The sequence below is a fragment of the Akkermansia sp. 54_46 genome, from assembly GCF_001917295.1.
Classification (GTDB): domain Bacteria; phylum Verrucomicrobiota; class Verrucomicrobiia; order Verrucomicrobiales; family Akkermansiaceae; genus Akkermansia; species Akkermansia muciniphila.
In genome coordinates, this window is the sequence record NZ_MNUD01000032.1 from 1 (window position 1) to 20749 (window position 20749).

19 protein-coding genes are annotated in these 20749 nt (G+C 55.3%); 6 read left to right on the forward strand and 13 right to left on the reverse strand.

Going from position 1 to position 20749, the window contains the following annotated elements:
- From BHW66_RS06415 to BHW66_RS06425, 3 genes are all read left to right on the forward strand, one after another.
- Positions 1-298, forward strand: a 298-nt coding sequence (locus BHW66_RS06415; protein ID WP_286688966.1) for an RHS repeat-associated core domain-containing protein, incomplete at its 5' end; no start/stop codon positions are given.
- Between the two features lie 122 nt (positions 299-420).
- Positions 421-729 carry a hypothetical protein gene (locus BHW66_RS06420; RefSeq protein ID WP_215833630.1) on the forward strand — a complete coding sequence of 103 codons (309 nt, stop codon included), beginning with the start codon at positions 421-423 and terminating at the stop codon, positions 727-729.
- A gap of 602 nt (positions 730-1331) precedes the next feature.
- Positions 1332-1571 (forward strand): hypothetical protein, encoded by a 240-nt coding sequence (locus BHW66_RS06425; RefSeq protein WP_046437671.1) that lies wholly within the window; start codon positions 1332-1334, stop codon positions 1569-1571.
- A gap of 168 nt (positions 1572-1739) precedes the next feature.
- Here BHW66_RS06425 and dtd read toward each other — a convergent pair whose 3' ends face one another.
- The 6 genes from dtd to BHW66_RS06455 all read right to left on the reverse strand — a co-directional run bounded on the left by dtd (position 1740) and on the right by BHW66_RS06455 (position 5795).
- Positions 1740-2192, reverse strand: coding sequence for a D-aminoacyl-tRNA deacylase (dtd, locus tag BHW66_RS06430; protein ID WP_012420025.1), 453 nt, complete (start codon positions 2190-2192; stop codon positions 1740-1742).
- Positions 2189-2965: a LysM domain-containing protein gene (locus tag BHW66_RS06435; protein ID WP_180975816.1), complete on the reverse strand. Its 777-nt coding sequence runs from the start codon at positions 2963-2965 to the stop codon at positions 2189-2191. Before BHW66_RS06435 ends, dtd begins: the two co-directional genes overlap by 4 nt.
- On the reverse strand, positions 2922-3491 hold the full coding sequence (locus tag BHW66_RS06440; protein WP_046437675.1) for a hypothetical protein: 570 nt from the start codon (positions 3489-3491) through the stop codon (positions 2922-2924). The genes BHW66_RS06435 and BHW66_RS06440 overlap by 44 nt, the downstream gene beginning before the upstream one ends.
- Positions 3492-3559: 68 nt before the next feature.
- Entirely contained in the window at positions 3560-3802 is a 243-nt protein-coding gene (locus tag BHW66_RS06445) for an acyl carrier protein (RefSeq protein WP_012420022.1), read from the reverse strand.
- A gap of 131 nt (positions 3803-3933) precedes the next feature.
- Positions 3934-4662 (reverse strand): type III pantothenate kinase, encoded by a 729-nt coding sequence (locus BHW66_RS06450; RefSeq protein WP_046437677.1) that lies wholly within the window; start codon positions 4660-4662, stop codon positions 3934-3936.
- A 5-nt stretch (positions 4663-4667) separates the two neighbouring features.
- The gene (locus BHW66_RS06455) at positions 4668-5795 is read right to left on the reverse strand and encodes a hypothetical protein (RefSeq protein ID WP_179219145.1); all 1128 of its coding nucleotides are present in this window, start codon (positions 5793-5795) and stop codon (positions 4668-4670) included.
- Between the two features lie 143 nt (positions 5796-5938).
- On the opposite strand from BHW66_RS06455, the gene fmt reads away from it, so the two are divergent.
- Positions 5939-6949, forward strand: coding sequence for a methionyl-tRNA formyltransferase (fmt, locus tag BHW66_RS06460; RefSeq protein WP_232051379.1), 1011 nt, complete (start codon positions 5939-5941; stop codon positions 6947-6949).
- Complete coding sequence (locus BHW66_RS06465; RefSeq protein WP_022196918.1) at positions 6950-8956, forward strand: UvrD-helicase domain-containing protein; 2007 nt, start codon at positions 6950-6952, stop codon at positions 8954-8956.
- A 220-nt stretch (positions 8957-9176) separates the two neighbouring features.
- Here BHW66_RS06465 and BHW66_RS06470 read toward each other — a convergent pair whose 3' ends face one another.
- The 3 genes from BHW66_RS06470 to BHW66_RS06480 form a co-directional block, all read right to left on the reverse strand.
- Positions 9177-11465 (reverse strand): sodium/solute symporter, encoded by a 2289-nt coding sequence (locus BHW66_RS06470; RefSeq protein ID WP_046437680.1) that lies wholly within the window; start codon positions 11463-11465, stop codon positions 9177-9179.
- A 9-nt stretch (positions 11466-11474) separates the two neighbouring features.
- Complete coding sequence (gene galK / locus BHW66_RS06475; protein WP_102734397.1) at positions 11475-12674, reverse strand: galactokinase; 1200 nt, start codon at positions 12672-12674, stop codon at positions 11475-11477.
- 197 nt (positions 12675-12871) lie between these two features.
- Positions 12872-14248, reverse strand: a complete 1377-nt coding sequence (locus tag BHW66_RS06480; RefSeq protein WP_179219146.1) for a sugar transferase — start codon at positions 14246-14248, stop codon at positions 12872-12874.
- A 401-nt stretch (positions 14249-14649) separates the two neighbouring features.
- Between BHW66_RS06480 and BHW66_RS06485 the strand changes: the two genes are divergently transcribed.
- A complete protein-coding gene (locus tag BHW66_RS06485) occupies positions 14650-15315 on the forward strand; it encodes a hypothetical protein (RefSeq protein WP_094139450.1) in 666 nt (221 codons plus the stop codon).
- A gap of 206 nt (positions 15316-15521) precedes the next feature.
- Here BHW66_RS06485 and BHW66_RS06490 read toward each other — a convergent pair whose 3' ends face one another.
- The 4 genes from BHW66_RS06490 to BHW66_RS06505 form a co-directional block, all read right to left on the reverse strand.
- Complete coding sequence (locus BHW66_RS06490; protein ID WP_022196911.1) at positions 15522-16256, reverse strand: L,D-transpeptidase family protein; 735 nt, start codon at positions 16254-16256, stop codon at positions 15522-15524.
- Positions 16257-16344: 88 nt separating this feature from the next.
- Positions 16345-18231 carry a hypothetical protein gene (locus tag BHW66_RS06495; protein ID WP_022196910.1) on the reverse strand — a complete coding sequence of 629 codons (1887 nt, stop codon included), beginning with the start codon at positions 18229-18231 and terminating at the stop codon, positions 16345-16347.
- Positions 18232-18248: 17 nt separating this feature from the next.
- Positions 18249-18680 (reverse strand): hypothetical protein, encoded by a 432-nt coding sequence (locus BHW66_RS06500; RefSeq protein ID WP_022196909.1) that lies wholly within the window; start codon positions 18678-18680, stop codon positions 18249-18251.
- Positions 18681-18733: 53 nt separating this feature from the next.
- Positions 18734-20506 carry an ATP-binding cassette domain-containing protein gene (locus tag BHW66_RS06505; protein ID WP_022196908.1) on the reverse strand — a complete coding sequence of 591 codons (1773 nt, stop codon included), beginning with the start codon at positions 20504-20506 and terminating at the stop codon, positions 18734-18736.
- Between the last annotated feature and the right edge of the window lie 243 nt (positions 20507-20749).

Consider the following 20749-nt stretch of genomic DNA (forward strand, 5'->3'; position numbering starts at 1 on the left):
GCCCGTCCAGTGGTCCGGCGAGATGCACGACGAAGAACTCGCCCTGGTCTATTACAACTACCGCTATTACAACCCCAAAGACGGCAGGTGGATCAACCGCGACCCCATTGCTGAACAGGGCGGGTGGAATTTGTACGGGTTTGTTGATAATGGAGTGGTATTTTCTATTGATTATCTCGGAAAAGAAACTAACGAATTTGGCTACACAATGACTATTCCTGCGGGTTACATACCCATTCTTCTTATTATTGAGGGAAGTATATCAATAGAAAAAAAAGAAAAATTGTGTATGCATTGAAGCAAAATTACGAACAGATGTTGGTATAGGTGTAGGTATAGGGCTTAAAATTAAACAAAAATGGTGGCCTATTCTTCCTGATATTGAATATTCTTTAAAAACTATGATTTCTGGATTAAGTAATGAAAAAAATACTTAAAATTGACAATTGTAATGGCAAAACTTTAACATCCTATCGGGAAGAATTATTAGGATTTTCTCACAGAATGGATGCAGGTATTACACTATCATCTTATATACAAGCATCTTATTCTATCGATTTTAAGATAAGTTCTGGATTAACTTTGAACGCAAAACCAATATATTTAACTTTAGATGCAACGGGATATATTAAGATTAACGCTACTTTAAAAATCCCATTTATCATAGATCAAAACGAAGAACTTGTTAACAAATCTTTTAATGAAAATATAAAAATATGGTCTAAATAATGAACGAAATATAATTAGTTGCCTGTATTATGATTTACCCTGAGTCTCCTTTAACTGTATATGAATATTTTGAATTAGTTTATGGATGTGTTTTTGTAATCCTATTTTTAAGAATTCTTGTTTGGTTAAAAAAAATACTCTTAATTTTTCATTTAATAACTTCCCTTTTCCAATTATCAAACTCACAATTTATTTATTTCTGATCTCTGGAATAATTGGAATTTTGTCAACAATGTATCATGGTATAAATCTATTATGGGAAAACTTTTCGAATGAACTTTTAATATCATATACAGTATTAATTCTTGGTTATCTCATTATAGTCATTGAATGTTTCAGAATAACATATGTCTTGAAGAAAATAAAAAATAAATCTGATTCTAATTGAAATAATCATGAAAAAAAATCTTTTCAGACTTGTTTTATAAGAAGCTAGTGTATTATAAAGAATACAGGAAGAGAATTGAATCGGAAGATTTTCCAATGATATAATAGTATCAGAACAATTGTATCAAAGATGACAAAAAATCATAAAAAATGTGAATTCCCTAAAAATCCTTAAATAGAATGACCGTAGCTACTTGTAACTAGCGTCGCAGGATATGATCAACAACCGTAACGTGCTTGGCACCCTGCTGTGGGATTCTCTGGAAGAGATGGCCACGCGCCCCCTGGCCCTCGTGCAGGGCGCTTCCCTGTACTGCTACGGCGTGGACTTCAACAAGAATGTCACAGAGGTCTTCGACGCACAGGGAACGATCGCGGCGGCTTACGATTACTCCCCCTATGGACAGGCGGCTGCTACGGAAAATTTCGTCCAGCCAGTAGAACTCCGGCCTTAGCTATTTCAGGGCCAAGTTCGGATCTGTGCAGACGTAATATTCCTTCTTTCTCAAGGACAGATTTTCAGGAGGAGCAACAGATCTATCGGCAATATTTTTCTATGTTTATATGGAGATAGAGAGAAAGCAGGAAACCGGGGCAAAGTTAAATATATAAGATCCTTTCTCTCATTCTCTTTTCCTGGAATCCATGAAAATAGTCACCGGGCCGTCGTTAATCAGGGAAACCTGCATATCCGCGCCGAATTCGCCGCTTTCCACCCTTCCTTCCAGCAAAGACGCCAGTTCCTTCTTAAACAGCTCATACAGGGGAATGGCCCGCTCAGGCCTCGCGGCGCGGATGAAAGAGGGCCTGTTCCCTTTCCGGGTGGAGGCATGCAGCGTAAACTGGCTCACCACCAACACGCTTCCACTCACTTCCCTTACGGAAAGATTCATCTTTCCGTCCGCGTCGGAAAAAATGCGCATGGCCGCCGCCTTGTTGGCGAGCCAGCGCACATCTTCCTCCGTATCCGCCTCTTCAATGCCCGCCAGAATCAGCAGACCGGGCCCCACGGCCCCCGCACAAACACCGCCGATATGAACGGCGGCCTTACTGACACGCTGAATAACCAGCCTCACGGTTCCTCTCCTTTCCCCCTCAGGATAGTCACCTTCGTTCCCGGCCTGGTCAGCATGGCCAGTTCATTGCAGTCCTGCCGGCTCAGATAAAACCCAGGCGAGCGGGGCGTACCGCGAGCAGCGTCAATGACATAGCCTCCCGCCGCCAGCACCAGCGTCTTATCCGCAGAAGGAAACTGCCTGCTGTAGATGGACACGGGGGCCTGCTCATCCTTTACGGTCGTTTCCACATTCTTTTTCCCCCCGTCCTTCATGGAGAGGATGGGGTATCCCTTGACAAAATCCGTCCCGTCGTAAAGGCAGATTTCCTTTTCCGGCACGTTCACCACCACATGGAAATCCAGAGGCCGATACTTGAATACATCTCCCGCACGAAGAGCGGGAATATCCATCAAACCGTTCAGGTGAACCACCATGGCCTGAGAGCAACCCAGTTTTCTGACCATGCGTATCCAGGAATCTCCCTTCCGTACGGTATATTTTTTCACGTCCGGTCCGTTGGGATCCAGCAACTGGCGGATGCGCAGCCTTCCGATGAGTTCCTTCGCCTCTTTCCCCACCACGCCTCCCTGTTCCGCCAGAGGCTGCAGCAGTTCCAGAGCTTTTGGCAGACTGCCGCGGTCCATCAGGCGGCGGGCTTCAGCAAGGGCCTCCGGACGGCGCGGCCAGAGGGAATAATTTTCTCCGTCCGCCAAAACTCCCTGGGCACAGAAAGCCGCCGCCAAAAGGCTAAAGAAGACCTTTGCGCTTGAAGTCAAAGATATTGATTTCATGGGATTTTTGTATCATTTCCACCATGAATTTCAAGAGGGAGACCTCCCATGCGTCATCCACTCCCTCAATGAGAGACATGAATGTATCTTCTCCATTGCGCACCTGGTCCAGCAGCCGACCGCGCACGGAATCAAGCGGTTCATGCAGAATTTCCTCGCTCACCTCCGACCGTTTAAACCTGAACCCGTATTCCAGCAGCGTCAGAAAGCCCGGGCCGTTTTTGGAGAGCCAGTCAAAAAAGCGCTTGGCTTCTCCGGAAAATCCCTCCGTACTGATTTCATTGTAAATGGAAGGCCGTATGATTTTCGGTTTCTCCGCTTCCACCCAGCCGCTGCGCACGCGCACCACGTTCACCTCATCCATCAGTTCACTGAGGAGAAGAAAATTAAACCTGGTATCGCCAAAAGTATCAATGCGGCGGTCCGGTTCATACACCACCCGCGTCATCTCCGCCGCATAGCGGATATCGTCACGGGAAAAGGAAGGCAGGTCGCTCATGGAAGAAAAGGCAGAGGGGCTTTCCATGAAAAAGCGGCTTCCTTGCCTTGGACAGGGAAGCCGCTTTTGTAATAAAGGATTTTTAGCAGTTTAACTTAACCCTGAACCTTTTCGATGTAAGCAACGACGTCGGCCACAGACTGAAGCTTTTCAGCTTCTTCATCGGGCACTTCAATGTCAAAGTTTTCTTCGAAAGCCATCACGAGTTCAACGGTATCCAGCGAATCAGCACCGAGATCCTCGATGAATTTCGCATCAGCAGTCACTTTATCGGATTCAACGCCAAGTTGGTCGACGATGATACTTCTTACTTTTTCTTCGATGCTGTTGTCAGACATGATATTTATTGTTAAGGTTCATTGATATTACATGGGGTATGCGCCATTTGCAACACCTATTTATGAGTTTTTACGCGTCATCCGGCCACGGCGCCGGAAGCAGCAGGTTTCCAGCCGATTTTGGCCGTTCTTTAAAGATTCAGCCCGGCGGCTATGCGCAAGCCGTTCAACGTAATGTCAGGGTCCACATGGTCAATGCGCTCCACGCCCCTGGCGATCAGCGCTGCATCCCCTCCCGTAGCAACCACGGCCGGACGCACGCCCAGCTCACCTTCCAGCCGGGCCAGAATTTCCTTCACCAGCCCCCGGTAACCGTACACGGCGCCGGATTGCATGGCCTCTACTGTGCTGGTTCCAATGACGCGGGACGGCTCCTGGGGGTCAATGGCGGGAAGAAGCGCCGTATTGCGCTCCAGGTAATCCCCCATGCTGGCAAGCCCCGGGGCAATGACGCCGCCCACATAGGTGCATTGGGGACCGATCACGTCAAAAGTCACGGCGGTGCCGAAGTCCACCACAACGCACGGATACCCGTAATAAGCCGCGGCGCCTACGGCGTTCGCCAGCCTGTCGGCCCCTATCTGGCGCGGGTGGGGATAGTCGATGCCCACGCCCAGCCGGGAATCGCAGGAAAGGAAATGGCACGGTTTGACGATCCAGTTTTTCAGCTCTTCCGCCACGCGCGGCACAACGGAACACACCACGGCGGCATCATAACGGACGCCGGCCAGCACCTCGTCCAGCCGCTCCCCGCTCACCTCCCGGGTGGGAATCATATACCGCTCCGGCAACAGGGCTTCCGGCGAAGAAAGCACGAACTTGGTGCGCGTGTTGGAATTGTCAATCAGAAGATAGGTCACGGGAATCAGTTAGTATGTTCCTCCGCCAGTTTCAAGGCCAAATCCGCTATTCTGCCGCTTCCTCCGGTCATCCCCGCCCGCAGCAGGTTTTCATGCATGCGCCTCCACTGCGCGCCGCCGTCCGCCATCATTTCCTGAAGAGCGGAAGCCAGGGCGCGGACATCCGGCACATGGCCGCCGCCGCCCAGTTTTTCCAGAAGGCGGGTATTGCCCTCCTCCTGGCCCGGAAGAAGAAAGTTCACCAGCATGGGCCGTGCGGCCGCAAGCACTTCGTGCACGGTGGCGCCTCCCGCTTTCCCGACCACTACATGGCTGGCGGCAAGATAGGAAGGCACGCGGCGCGTCCAGCCGCGCACCGTCAGCCTGCGTCCGTATCTGGCTCGCAAATCCCGGATGCGGGGATAAATGCGCCGGAACCGGCGCCCCAGAATACAGGTTACATGCAGGGCGGGATTCGCATCCAGCATACCCGCCAGCTCCGCCCGCGCATGCCGTGCGGAACGCTGGGCAAAGTAAAGCACCCGGAACGGCTCCCCTTCCTTCCAGGAAAGAGGATGCTCCTTCGCCAACGCCCCCAGCACGGGATTGACGGGAAATCCCGTAACGCGCAGCCTGTCCTGCGGCAGCCCCTTTTCCTCCATGATGGCCCTCGTCCAGGGATCCGTTACGGCCCAGAGAGGGGACTTGGAACACAGCCATGATTTATTGATGACGAAGGAATCCGTCACGACGGTCAGGTAGGGAACCGCCCTGCCCGTGCAGGAGGCCAGGGAATCCAGCATGTAGGGATATACCATGTAGGTGCAGACCACGGCATCCGGCTTCCATTCCCGCAGCAAACGTTCCAGCAGGCGCTCCACGGGGGCGATTCCCCTGACGGGCTTTTCCGCCATATTGCGCCTGTCGCTCACCTCATACATCAGTTTCCAGAGGCGGGGCATGCGGGAAATCATCCACAGGTAGGCGGCGCGCGTCAGGCCAAACATCCGGGGCATCGCCTCCGCGCACAGGTCCGTAACGAGGACTTCCGCGCGCCCTGCGAGAGCATCCCTCACGCCCCTGGCGGCGGAATTGTGCCCTTCCCCGTATCCTGCGGTCACAATCAGAATGCGCGGCAGCCGTCCTTTCTGCATAGAACAGGGTATACCAATATTCCGCTCCATCGAAAAGAACTTCTTGCAGGAGGGCAGACATGAGGGGAAGCGGCCGGAAAAACATTATCCTCCGGTATTCCCTCCGGACGGAAAGGAACGGGAAAAAACGGCCTTTCTTCCCTATGATTCCCTTCTCAAAACCGGATTTAACATTGACCTGCGCAGGCCGTCAGGGCAAGCTTCCAGCCATGCGCATCGTCTTCATGGGCACAGGCGACATTGCCATTCCCGCCTTCCGCAGCCTGATCCGTCATTCGGATCTGGCAGGCCTGGTCACGCAACCCGACCGCCCTGTCGGCAGGCACCAGGTGCTTACAGCCCCGGCCATCAAAAATATTGCCAGGGAAGCGGGCATTCCCGTGCTCCAGCCGCATTCCCTGCGCAGCCCGGATGCGCTGAGCAACCTCAGGAGACTGAATCCGGATCTAATCGTCGTCATGGCGTACGGGCAGATTCTGAGCCAGGAAGTGATTGATATGGCCCCCATGGGCTGCATCAACGCCCATGCCTCCCTCCTGCCGCGCCATCGCGGAGCGGCCTGCATCCAGTCCGCCATCAAATCCGGCGATGCAGAAACGGGCATCACCATCATGCACATTGTCAGGAAGCTGGATGCCGGAGACATCATCGCCCAGATCAGCACCCCCCTGGAAGGCACGGAAACCGGAGGTTCCCTGCATGACAAGCTGGCCAGGATGACGCCGGATGTGCTGCTGCCCGTCATCCATTCCATTGAAAAAGGAACGGCTACACGCATCCGCCAGCAGGAAATCCTGGCAACATACGCCCCCAAGCTCCTGCGGGCGGACGGAAAAATCGACTGGACGCGCCCCGCAGAAGAAATCGGCCGCATGATCCGGGCGTACGACCCGTGGCCCGGGACCTTCACCAACTACTGGAACCGCAAGAAACGCATCCGCAACATGAAAATTTTCCCCGGCTTTTCCATCCTCCCGGAAGCGGAGGGAAAACCGGGCCAGGTGCTCTCCGCCGGAGAACAGGGGCTTTTGATCGCCTGCGGAAGCGGAGGATTGCTGGTGACAGACGTCCAGCTTGAAGGCAGCACGCGCATGAATATCTCCCAGCTCATTGCCGGCCACCCGAATTTGAAAGATATCCATTTTGACGTATAAATGGCCAAGTCCTTTTCCATGGAGAGCCTGAACGCGGCCCAGAGGAAGGCCGTGCAGACCCTGCAGGGGCCCGTGCTGATCCTGGCCGGGGCCGGAACGGGTAAAACGCGCACCGTCACCTGCCGCATCGCCCATATGGTGGACCGGGGTATCAGCCCCAAAAGCATCCTGGCCGTGACGTTCACAAACAAGGCCGCTCTGGAAATGCGGGAACGCGTAGGCCAGATGGTGGAACGCAAGGCGGCGCGCCAAATAATGGTGAGCACTTTCCATTCCCTCTGCGTGCGCATCCTGAGAGAGGATATAGGGCGCCTGGGGTACAAGACCAATTTCACCATTTACAGCGGTTCCGAACAAAGCGGCCTGATCCGGCGACTGATTGTGCGCCACGGCGGCATTACGGAGAAAATCACGCCCAAGGATGTGCTTTCCTCCATGAGCCGGATGAAAAACAGCGGTCTGGGACTTGACTCCATTGAAGACAACCTGACGGCCAACATCGCCGCCTCCTACCAGCGGGAACTTCAGGCGCAGAATTCCGTGGATTTTGACGACCTGCTGATTCTGGCGGACAAATTGCTGAAGGAGCACCGGGACGTCAGGGAGGCGTGGCAACAGCGCTTCCGCTATATCACAGTGGATGAATTCCAGGATACCAACAGCCTCCAAATGAGCCTGCTGGGCCATCTGGTGGGGCCGGAACACAATGTCTGCGTAGTGGGGGACGACGACCAGTCCATCTACGGCTGGCGCGGGGCCCAGATCAGCAATATCCTGGAATTCGAACGTTTTTTTCCAAATCCCTCCATCATCAAACTGGAAGAAAATTACCGCTGCACCGCCCCCATCCTGGACACGGCCAATGCCCTGATCCGCCATAACCTGGGCCGGAGGGACAAGACGCTGCGCGCCCATAAAGGCGGAGGAGAAGCCGTCCGGCTCATTTCCATGCCCGGAGACGCGGAAGAAGCGGAATTCATCATCACGGACATTGAAAACGTCCGCAGGCAGGAAGGCCGGCCCTGGGAGGATTTCGCCATTCTGTTCCGGGCCAATACCCAGAGCCGCATCATTGAACAAACGCTCCGGGAACATAAAATTCCCTACCGCATGGTGGGCGCGCAAAGTTTTTTCGACCGCAAGGAGGTAAAGGACCTCATTTCCTATCTGGCGACTATCGAAAACCCGCAGGCTGACGAATATCTGCTGCGCATCCTCAACACGCCGCCGCGCGGCATCAGCGAGCTGACCAGCCATCTGGCCATCGACTGGAGCCGGGAGCACGGCAACAGCGTCTGGGCAGCCCTCCAGGACGAAGAATTCCTGGCGGCCCTTTCCACCCGCGCCCGCAACAGCGTGCAGGCATTCAATGAACTGATTGCAAAATACATCGACCTTTTCCAGGATAAGGAAACCGACTTCGGAGACATCCTGGAGCAGCTTATTGAGGAAACCGGATTCAGCGAATACGTCACGCGCCTGTGCAAAACGGAAGCTGAAATCCAGAAACGGCTGGTGTCCATCGGGGACGTGAAAGCCTCCCTCCGCAACTTCTGGCAACCCGGAAAAACTCTCCGGGACTACCTGGCCCAGGTCACCCTGGACAAGGAAGATAACGATGACGACGTGGAAAACAAGCCAGGCGTATGCCTGATTACCATGCACGCCGCCAAGGGACTGGAATTTCCGGTAGTGTACCTCGTGGGGCTGGAGGAAGGCATCCTTCCCCACAAGCGTTCCCTGGAAGACGGCAATTGCGATGAAGAACGCCGCCTGCTCTACGTAGGCATCACGCGCGCCCAGGAGAAACTCATGCTTACTTATTGCGCCACGCGCCTGCGTTACGGGGACCGCATGCCTTGCCAGCGCTCCTCCTTCCTCAGTGAAATTCCTCCCCACCTGATGGAATATTCCAAATGGGAGGATCTCATGAACGCGGAAGCGACGGAAGAGGAATCCGGAAACTTTTTCGATTCCCTGCGCAGCATGCTTCTGGAAGAGGAATAAGAGGCGGCATGGCGTTTTGCCAGCCTCTTTTCAACCATGTCTTTTACTTTAACTTTATTCAGAGGACAAGGCGCCGTTGCCGCCCGGAAACGCCAGTCTGCCGACTTTCCGCCTCCAGAATATTCAGCCGCGCCAGCTGCATGGTCTGTTCCGGACGTGAAAAATCCTCCCGGCCTGAACCGGGAGGATTGAAAATACGGGACTGGAGGTCTTCCCTGGATTACCAGAAGATGATGTACAGGGCGACCGTCGCGGCAACCACGAGCCATCCGAAGATTTTAGCCCGAGAAGAGGACTGAAGGGCAACCACGCCCCTGTCGGGCAGCACGATAGGCTGTCCGCCGCGGGCGGCGTTCACCGCCGTGAAGATGAAGCCGATGACCACTACCGTGATGAAACACACGGCCATGCGGTTCAGGAAGGCCATTTCCGGCTGCCACACCTTCAGGATTCCGTACAGGAGGGCATTAATGACGATACCCAGCCAACCGAAGATGCGCGGGCACTTGGGCACAAAGAAGCCGAAGAGGAACACGCACAGGGCGCCCGGGCTCAGGAAGCCCTGGAATTCCTGAATGAAATTGAAGATGCCGCCAAAGGCCGGGCTGTCCAGGAACGGAGCAATGGTCAGGGCGATCACGGCGCACACCAGCAAACCAATCTTGCCGACGGTAACCAGCTCCGTGGGCCCCGCATTTTTGCGCAGCTTGTTGTAAATATCCATCGTAAAGATGGTGGACGCGGAATTCAGCATGGATGCCAGGGAAGACACCACCGCGCCAAAGAGAGCCGCAAGCACAAACCATGTCCATCCCGTGCCGGGAAGCAACTTCCTGATCAGCGTGCCGAAGGCGGAGTCATAGTCAAAGCCTACCAGCGTATCCGTCAGATAGTAGTTGTCCGAGTTGTCCACGGCCGGCTTGATGATTTTATTGTTAAGGGAAGCGATTTTTTCCACGAACGGGGCACGTTCCGCTAACGTGGTCTGGTCGTTGGCGGCATCCGCTTTCAAATCGGCGCAGGCCTGTTTCAAATTGGCCATAACATCTTCGCCCACCTTCATTACTTCCGCGTTATGAATGGCATGGGCACAGCCTTCCTCCACGTTTTCCACCAGGAAGCTGTCCGTAAGCTTGTAGATGACGGGGCGGCCCTTGACTGCGGCGGGATCTTCCGTCTTACGGATTTCCGCCGCATATTTTACTTCCGCCTGTTCCTTCAGGTCATTGCGGTACAGGTTATAGGCCAGGATGCCGGGGACCACCACCACGAATGGGATGATGAGCTTGAGGAACGCGGCGAACACAATGCCCATCTGACCTTCCGCCAGGGATTTGGAAGCCAGCGTACGCTGCATGATGTACTGGTTGAGGCCCCAGTAAAAGAAGTTGGGAATCCACAGGCCCAGGCAAAGAGCCGTCCACGGGATTTCCGCATCATCCGCAGGACGGATCATGTGCAGCTTGCCGCCCACGGTATTTACACCGCTGGCCGCGTCACCGGAGTTCAGCTCAAAAAAGCGCGTCACCCCATGCCAGAGGCTGTCCGAAGGATTCCCCAGGGAGGCAACCGTCGCGCCGGAATTGGCGGCGGCGGATTGAATCAAATGGTTCGGGTCTGCGCCGCTGAGCTCCGTCAGGGCAAAATAGGCTACCACGCCGCCGCCCACAATCAGGGCGGCGCCCCAGAACAGGTCCGTCCAGGCGCAGGCTTTCAACCCGCCCACGAACACGTATACCGTGGCGCAGAAGGCAATGATAACGCAGCCGACGGTGATGTTGCCGAAGTCAATGCCCATGGCAGAGTATCCCGTGAAGAACACGGAGATCACCTTGGCGCCGGCGTAAATCACGCCCGCAGTCGGCACGCCTACCAGAATCAGCAGCGTGGCAATGGCCATCAGGGAACGGGCCAGCGTGTTATACCGGTATTCCAGGAATTCGGGAATCGTATATACGCCGCCTTTCAGCAGCTTGGGAAGGAAACAGAAGGCTACAACCACCAGCGTGATTGCGGCCAGCCATTCATACCCGGCGATGGCCATGCCCACCCAGTTGGCCGATTTGCCGGACATCCCCACAAACTGTTCCGTGGAAATGTTGGCGGCAATCAGGGAAAAACCCACCAGCCACCAGGTCAGACCGCGGCCGGCCAAGAAATAGTCTGAAGCGCCCTTGGCCTTCTTTTCCTCTTCCGTTTCTTCGGGGTCACGGCTTTTCCAGATGCCCAGGGCGATTACGCCCACCACGACCACGCAGAAGAGAATGACTTCCACCATGGAAAGAGGGGCCGTTTTAGGCTCCGCAGAGGCGGTCTGTACAGCCTCTGCAGCGGGAGCCGCCGGCTGAATTTCCGCTGCCGGCTGGACTTCAACAGCGGGAGTCGCGGCCGGAGCGGCCAGGGCGGGCTGCGCATCAGCTGCCGTTGCAGGCACGGGCCCCTCCTGGGCGGATGCGCCCCACGTCATCAGGGCGAGCGCCCCGAATATAGTTGCTAGTGTTTTCATCATCAGTATGGATTAAGCTTGGTACAGAATACGGGCGCCTTCTCCGGCACGGGTTACAAGATACGTAGTTTCAATGCCCGTTTCCTGGCAGTAGCTGTCCAGAAGCTCCTGGGCCACCTTTTCCACGTCCTCCGTCTTCACCAGGGCCACAATGCATCCGCCAAACCCGCCGCCCGTCATGCGCGCGCCGTAAATGGAGGATGCGGAGGGAATGCGGTCACAAAGGGAAACAAGGGTATCCACCTCAGCACAGGAAACTTCATAGTCGTCACGCAGGGAAGCATGGCTGCCGCGCATGGCTACACCGGCCTCATCCCAATCGCCGCGGGCAAGGGCATTCGCAAAAGCGTTCACGCGCGCATTTTCTCCAATGACGTGGCGGGCGCGGCGATAGCGCACATCGCCAAGCTGTTCCCTGAAGGATTCCAACAGCTCCAGCGTAGCTTCCCGCAGGGAGGGCACGCCCATGATGGAAGAAGCTTCCTCACACTGCTTGCGGCGCTGTCCATAAGCTCCGTCCGCCAGGGAATGCTTCACAGCGCTGTCCAGAACCAGCACGGAGACGGACTCATTGTTCATCGGAACCAGCTCATATTCCAGCGTGGCGCAATCCAGCTTGAGAGCCATGCCCTTCTTGCCGTTGGCAGAAATAAACTGGTCCATGATGCCGCAGGGAACGTTCACGAATTCATGTTCCACGGCCTGCCCGATCAGGGCTACTTCCTTGGGATCTATTTCAACGCCGGCAAAAGCGGCGAGCGCCGTACAGACGGCAACTTCAAGAGCGGCACTGGAGGAGAGGCCGCCGCCGCGGGGCACATTGCTGTCAATCAGCATATCCACAGGCCCGATTTCTATGCCGCGCCTGTGCAGGTTGGCCAAAACGCCGCGGACATAATTGGACCAGAACGGTTCGCCGGGAACCAAGGCATCTTCCACCGCAATTTCATGGATCTGGTCACCCAGGGAACCGCAAAAGCGGTGTTTGCCCACGGGGGAGGGAGCCACAGCCACAACACAATGGTTATCAAGCGCCATAGGCATCACAAAACCGTTATTATAATCCGTGTGCTCACCAATAAGGTTCACACGTCCCGGTGCCGCTGCCACATGAGTAGGCGCCTGACCGAAATACTCGATGAAATACGGAGTCACCGTTTCTTTAGAGATTTCTCGCTGAACTAAATCCATAATAGATTGATTCTGCCCCATCCCTTTCCGCACCTCAAGATTAAAGTCTCTGCCCGGCAATAATTTTCTTCATTTTCCACAAAATACACCAATTTCATCCCCCTCCCGAATTGCAGTATTCTTAAAACGGGCCTGTTCCACCGGACAGAGAACCCCAGCCAGATTCCAAATTCCCGGCAATAACGGCTGACGGCCTGCAATCCAGGGAGACCTGGAAGCTACTTTGCCCCACGGGCGAAAAGCACTGCCGGGACGGTTTTCAGAAGCAGTTTGATATCCAGCCACAGGGACCAGTTGTCAATATACTTCATATCCAATTCCACCAGCTTTTCAAATTCCCGGATGTTGCTGCGTCCGGCAATCTGCCAGTACCCCGTCACACCGGGCAGCACGCTCAACCTGCGGCGGTGGGCGTCGCTGGTAAAGGCTTCCGTCTCATAAACGGGCAGCGGGCGCGGGCCAACCAGGCTCATTTCCCCCTTCAGCACATTAATGAGCTGGGGAAGCTCGTCGATGCTGAATTTGCGCAGGAAGCGCCCAAAGGAGAAGATGCGAGGGTCGTGCTCCAGCTTAAAGATGGGGCCGTCCATGTCATTGCCGTACTTGGCTTTCACTTCATCCAGCCTCTTATCCGCGTCCCGGTACATGGTGCGGAACTTCCACATGCCAAACTCCCGACCATACAGCCCGGAACGTTTCTGGCGGTAAAAGACCGGGCCACGATCCGACAGCTTGATTCCCACAGCCGCCAGCACCCACAGGGGTGACGTTCCCACCAGAAGCGCCAGCGCTCCCGTCCAGTCCAGCATTTTCTTCAACTGCCAGGAGGTGGTATAGGGAATGGGGGTGGATTTGTACACCAGCATTCTTGTTCCTCCAATCACGCCGAAATAGGTTTTATGCACAGCGGGCATGCTTACCACCATGCTCGCGTAAAAATCGACTCCCATCTTGCCGCACAGTTCCACCAGGCACCGCGCCACGGAAGAATCCACCTCCTCCGGCAGAAACACCACCTTGCTGACGCAATTCTTAATCAACAAATTCCTGACTACCGCACTGTCCACCTCTTCAGGCGCCATGACCAGCAGCCCATTCCTGAAGTCCACATGATTGTTCTCCAGCGTCCTGCGGAATTCTTTCACATGATCCGGAGTTCCCACCACCAGCGTAGGGGCTTCCTCCACCAGCCTTTTTTCCGCCCGGAACCAGCTGATACGCAGCCAGAGGGAACCCAGGAAGGTAAGCAAATACGCCAGGGTCTGGACACCGACATCCGCGGAGAAGGGAACAAAGAACTTCCATATCATCACGCTTAACACCACAAAACAGGCATATGCCACCACAAACCGCCGGATGCTTTCCCAAAGCGTCTGGCAGCGGTAGTAAACGCCGAACTGGTCACAGCACACATACAGCAGCAGAGACATCGTCAGCGGCGTCAGCACCAGCGTCCGCAGACGCCACGGTTCCGGAGCGACCCCATCCCATTGCCAGGACACAAATCCGACAACGAAGAAGACGACGAATGCAAGGACGAAAACAACAATCTTATTAATCCCGTAGGTAGTACGGTCTGCATTTTGAATCAGCATCGAGAGAATATGTAGATTAGCCGGCATTTAAAATGCTCCGTCCTTGTCTTTTTGTCAAATTGTTTGCTCACTCTGAGCCATGCCCGGCACGGAAGCCTGCCTCCCGGACAGCCTTCCCGCCTCCGGGCGAGCAGAAAGCCTAAAATGACGAGATACCGGCTTGCAAGAATCCGGCTCCCTGTGCATTGGTATACGCGTCAATCGACCGGACTGGTCACGCGCCTAGCCTGATCGCCCCCCTATCAGACCATGCATGGACCGTTGATCGGGGCATGGGGCCCCCTTACTCCTGGCTTTTCTCATGGCAGCGGAACGTCCCGGCGATCCTCCGGATGGAATTTACTGCACACAGCGATAAATCCGGCATGACACCAACATAATCACCAACTTAGCATATAAGTATGTCACAACACAACACACAGGGAAGACAGGGCCAGGGAGCTCGCCGCCGCTACAACAAAGGCGGACGCTCCTATGGCAATGACCGCCGCGATTCCAGCGGTTACCGTCCCAAGTACAGAAAAGAAGCGCCCGCCAAACTCTCCTTGTGGCAGCGTTTCCTGGGCCTCTTCGGCATTCGTCCGTCCAAGAATAACAAGTATGCGGCCAGGGATAAAGCCGCCGCCAAAACCAACACCCGCGTAGCCCGCAACAGGCAGGATCGCGTTTCCGCACCCAAACAGCCCGTCTCCAACCGCCGGCTTTATGTGGGCAATCTTTCCTATGAAGCTACGGAAAGCGATCTGGAGGACGTGTTCAAGGGCATCGGGGAAGTCAATTCCGTGGAAATCATTTACAACCCCCGCACCCACAAGTCCAAGGGGTATGCTTTTGTGGAAATGAAGAAGATGGAAGACGCCATCCGTTCCGTGGACATTCTCCACAACCAGCCTTTCATGGGCCGCAATCTGCTGGTCAGCGGAGCCAATGAACGCCAGGAACAACCCCGTCAGCCCCGCGAAGACCGCGCACCCAGGGAAGAACAGGGTTCCATGGCGGAAGTGAAGGAAACCTCCACTCCCCTGCTCCAGCCGGAAGCTCCCGCTCCCCAGTCCCAGGAACAATAACCATTTTACCATGCGGAAGCCGGCCTTTGAAGAAAGGCCGGCTTCCTGCATTTACGGGAAAGGGAACTCCAGGCAGCAACGAACGTGCAGCACGGCACGGGAGCCGCACCATCCACCAGCCCTTCCATCCGTAGTGTTTCAACCACACCCCTGTCCGTCCCGGGGCGGCGGAACAGGCGTGCCTGCAAAGGCGGATTCTGAAAATATCACGGCAGCCCCCAGGCTCTGCGCAGGCGCAAATATTCCCTGGCGGGGAGCAGAATATAAAGGGGATGTCTGGAAGGATCCAGCCATGCAATCATGGCCCTCAAATTTTCCTCGCTCATTGCGGTGCATCCGGCCGTAGGGGCTCCTCCGTCCCGGCGCCAGATATGGAAAAAAATGGAGGAACCCGCACCCGGCACGGGTTTCTGCCGTCCGTCTGCGGCATTATGCCGGATAAACAGTTTCAGACTGTGGGCGTAATCATTCAGCTTCATCTGCTGCTTGAACTCCCAAGGCGTGACGGGATCATGCTTCAGCACAAAGTGCTGGTTATACAGGGGAGAGGCAGGGTCATCCACCCACATGTCCCGCGGCGTGATGCGGCGGTACGGCATGGAACGCTTTTTCTGCGGCGCGGGAACAGTTCCATATACGCCCCCCAGTTCAAAAATTCCTGCGGGAGAACGCAAGTCCCCCTCCTTCTTCACCGGCCCTCCGGCGGGAGGGAAGCTGACGCCCCTGCCCCAGACCAGACCGGATTTTCCCAGACGCGCCGGAAACGGCCCTTTCACCATCACCCAGCCCCGCGGCCCTTTCTCCAAAAGGCTCAACTGCACATGGGAACTATTCCACCCGTCCGCGGAACCTACAATCACCTGGCTGCAATCCGCCGGAAGCGCCGCGGCCGGAAAACAGAACGCCGCCAGCATGCACAAACACAGGTATACTGCCTTCATGAGCCGTAGCATAACGGCACCGTTCCGGAAGAAAAGCAATTACTCCGTCTCCACAGGCACGCCATGCGGCGGAATTTATCCGTCCAGTTCAACGGAAAATTTCATCAAGCAGGGACTCAATTCCCTCCTTGGCAAACCGGGAATACAGATACAGCCTTTTAGCTTCCATGTACTTGCCCAGGGCGGACCCCACTTCTCCCTCATTCCTGCATTTTTCCGCATCATTCAGCAAATTCACCAGCGTGCTTGCCTTTGTCGTCAGGTCCAGATACCGGGCATTCAGCTCCTGGTCATTGATGAACAGCTCCTGGTCTTTGGAACGCAGCTGCTGAAGCTCCTCCCAGGCGCCGTATACGTCCTGCATGGCTTCACGCTGACGCGCCGCGCCCAGGGCACGCTCAATAACGGCCATTTTGCCCAAATCTTCCACAAACTGCTTCTGGAGCTCCGGATCATCCTTCACCAGAACGGCAAATTCATGCTGGTTGTCAAAGATGCGGCGATAATTCTTACTCTTGTGGAAACGTTTGAAATCCTCCAGCGCATGGGATTGCTGACCCGCGGCCATCATGGCGTTCCGCAGCGGAAGAAGGCGGGGGTTTTTCGGCCAGATTTCAATGGCGCTTTTCAGGCATTCCTCCAGTTTGGCGCGGTCACCCCTGGCCAGGGCTTCCTGACCCTGGGAAATATAGGCGTCACTGGCGAATACGGCGGCGCTGATTGCGGATTCCGCACGGCCCGTGCTGAAATCCCTGGAAGTCTTCTTAAGAGCCTCCACCAGGGAAAGGGCTTCTTCATAATCTTTGCCGTTCATCAGCTCGAACAACTTTTCCACGTCCCGCTTGAAGGCATACAGCTTTTGCTTCTTCTCATACGGAAACGTATTTACGGCAGGCATGAATTCCCCGATCAGAAGGGCTTCGTTCAGCCGTTCCAGCGCATCCACATAATGACGGGAATCCACCAGATTGTTCACGGCCTTCATGTGCCGGTCGGAGTCACGGGCCAGCTCCCGGGAAAGATTGTCCAGAATAGCGACGGTGGGCGGAGCGCCCAGCGTGCCGCTGAACATCTTGGCGGCATCGGAATTTTTATCCAGCCGCAGCTTGGTATCCCCGTCATTGAACAGGCGGCTGTAAACGCCGCAGCCTATGGAAACATGGTCAAAACGCCGCTGGGCAAACAATTGAACCAGCGTAGACTGGAAAACAACTTTCGCTTCCGTCACCGTCAGCACCTGTTCACTCTCCAGCTTCAGCTTGCGGGCTTCCATCTCCACCACACGCTTTTCCAGGTATTTGTAACGGGGATTATTTTTCGCCGGATGATTGGAGGGAGTCCCCTTTTTCCCGCCCTTCTGGCCGGAGGGTGCACCGGAAATCGCCGTCACGCCGCTTTCCATCAGGCTCATCTTCTGGGCGTTGCTGCGGATTTCCCTCTCCACCGCCTCAAGCATCTTCCCCTTGTTTTTCCCATTGCTCCTGGCCTGCCACGCGGTGTAAATGGCTTGGCAGAGAGCGTCGGAAACGCCTCCGTCCAGCGGATTGCTGGAAGCGGCGGTCAACAGGTCCACTACCTGCCGCACCACATTATCCGCCGCCAGTTTTTCCTTGCGCATGGAGAGCGTTTCGTGGAGCTTTTCAAAAATTTTCTGATATTCCTTCGCATCTTCCGTGCTCTCCTCCGGCTGGCTCAGGTATTTGTTGAAACGCGCTTCAATCTCCCGGAAACTGCCCATATTCAACGTCGTTCCGTTGATGGTCACCGTGCCGTCCTGAGGGTTCAGGAAAGGAAGCTCATTGCCGTACAGGGACTTGGCATCTCCCTGCCTGGAAGGCTGGTAGGCATTCGGCTGAACGGCGGGAGGGGAGGCAGGAGGCGCGGCAGGCGCACCGCCGGCTGCAGGAGGGTTGTACATCATCTGCCCCAGGGCGGGAACCGCGCAGGCCAGGGTCATCAAAAAACAGCATTTCATAGGACGAGGGAGATTGTTTATTTAGGCTGAATGGATGTAGCTACGCACACGCCGCGCACCTTCGGATTGACGTCTTCCACCCGGAACTCTATCCTGTATTGCTGGTCCCGGTTGATGTTCAGTCCGTTCCTGGCCTCAGCAGAAACACAGACGGGAATGATGCACTCACGCCCGGAGGCGTCTTTGTACAAGAAGGCAATAAGCTCGGACTCGCCGCGCGGAAAACGGTCAATCACCGTTCCGTCCAGTGCATAGTTGTTATTGGAAAGCTGGGAGGCGTTCGCCGCCAGAATATCCAGAGGTATATCCGACCCGGCCTGAGGCTTCTCCCCGGCTCGGAACATGACAATCCCCACAATAACGGCCAGCACAAAAACCGCCGCCCCGACCGTCAAAACCAGTGCGGATGATGAGGAATTTTTCTTTTTTGCTGCACGCCGTCTCGACATAATTTTTGATGGAAGAAGTATATAACGGACTTCCCGCAAATGCACGCATTAAATTAAAGCTCCCAGCGCGAACGGCGGATTCCCGCGTAGGCGGCCGCAATGCCGCACGCAACATGCACGCCCAGAACAATATAACAAACCAGGGAGGGCGTCAGGTCCGTATCCAGCACATTCTTGACGGCGTGATATACGTCGTCCTTCAGGGCGGAGATGCTGCCGGACCACGCCCAATACGCGGAAATGAAGGGCCGTATGAAATCCTCCACATATTCCGGAAGCGCCAGCACCGCTCCGGAGAGAGGAAGCTGGAAACCCACCAGATAAATGCTCAGCAGGGAAGCCTGGTCCGCACTCCGGGCCAGGGCGGAAATGCCCAGGCATACAAAAGTCATGGCGGCGTTCGCCAAAATCAGGAACAGCAGATGCGTCAGGCCGCCGCCACGGTCCCAGAAAAAATCCACAAAGGCAAACATCCAGACGGATTGCACCAGCACCAGGACGCTCAGATAGGACAGCTTGCTCGCCAGGTAGGCGGAAGGCCTCATGCCCGCATACTTTTCCTTTTCCATGACGGCGCGTTCGCCGGCCACCTCGCGGGCGGCATTGTTGGACCCCATCAGCCCCAGCAGAATCACCTCAAACATGATGATGCCGGAGACGGCGGATCCCGTCTTCATGTTCAGCTGCTGGGCTTCCATATCCTTCTGGACAGTCTGGACATCCTGCGTGGCGGAAAGCCCCACGATTTGCCCGGAGCCCTTGTCCGTAAACATGGCTACCAGCACGGGAAACAGCAGCACCATGACCAATTGAAGAACCAACTGGGAACGGTCGCGGAAAAAGATGCGCCAGCGCCGCCCCAGCAGGCAAAAGAACTGGGTGAAAAATCCGGGAACTTCCGGAATGTTTTCCTCCACGGCCTTTTCCCGTTCCGTTCCGGATTCTCCGGAGGCCCCCTCCTTCTCCGCCTCCGCAAGACGGACGGCATCCGGATCCGGCAGTTCCCCGGAAAGAATTTTCTTTTCCCTTTCCTGTTCCAGACGGGAATAATAGGAATCCCGGTGCTTGCTCCAGGACCGGCTCCAGGAAGGGCCTTCACGATCCTGGAGCTTCGGGTAAATCTCCTCCAGCGAGGAAACGCCGAAGTAATGCAGCATGGTTTTCGGCGAACCGTGGTAAGCCACGCAGCCCTGGTGCATGACCAGGATGGAATCATACCTGTCCAGATGGGAAAGGCTGTGCGTGACGGAAATGACGATGCGGCCTTCCGAACGGGAGATTTCATGCAGGAGGAACACGATATCGTGTTCCGACCTGGGATCCAGTCCGGACGTCACCTCATCGCAAATCAGCAGCCGGGGATTGGATACCAGTTCCATGGCCAGCGCCAGTCGCCTTTTCTGGCCGCCGGAAAGAATTTTCACATCCCGGTCCGTAATCCCCTCCATTCCCGTTACCTCCAGGGCATTGTCAATGCTGTCGTCCAAATCGTCCACGGAATTGAACCGGCAACGGAGCCTGGCGGCGCTCTCCACATTCTCATCCACGCTCAGCTGGTCATAGGCAATGCTGAACTGGGGAACGAACCCGATTTCCGAAGGTTCAAAGTCTTCTTCAGCCAAATCATGGCCATTCCAGAAAAAACGCCCGCCCGTTTCCGCAATCATGCCCGCAATCGCCTTCAATAAGGTCGTCTTTCCGCAGCCGGAAGGACCAACGACCGCCATAAAATGACCGCGAGGGACATTAAAACTGACATTGTCCAATAATTTCAAAGGACCATCCGGTGTTTCTATCTCATACGTAATGCCGTTCGCCTGCAACATGGTTCTTTTACTTTAACGTATCAACTTCCGCATCATCAAGGAAAATCGGGCATTTGCACTCTATCCCGCCGGAAACGGAGAACATGCTCTCCGGGAACCTTCCCCGCCAGCCGCGGGAACGCTCCCGCGGTCAGGCTCCTCCTGCCCCCGCTCATTTCGGCATCCCCCGCGGCCGTATCCGTGCCGCAAGCCGGGCTGCACGGAATTCCCCCGAAAAACCGGATGGACAGACACAGCCCTCCC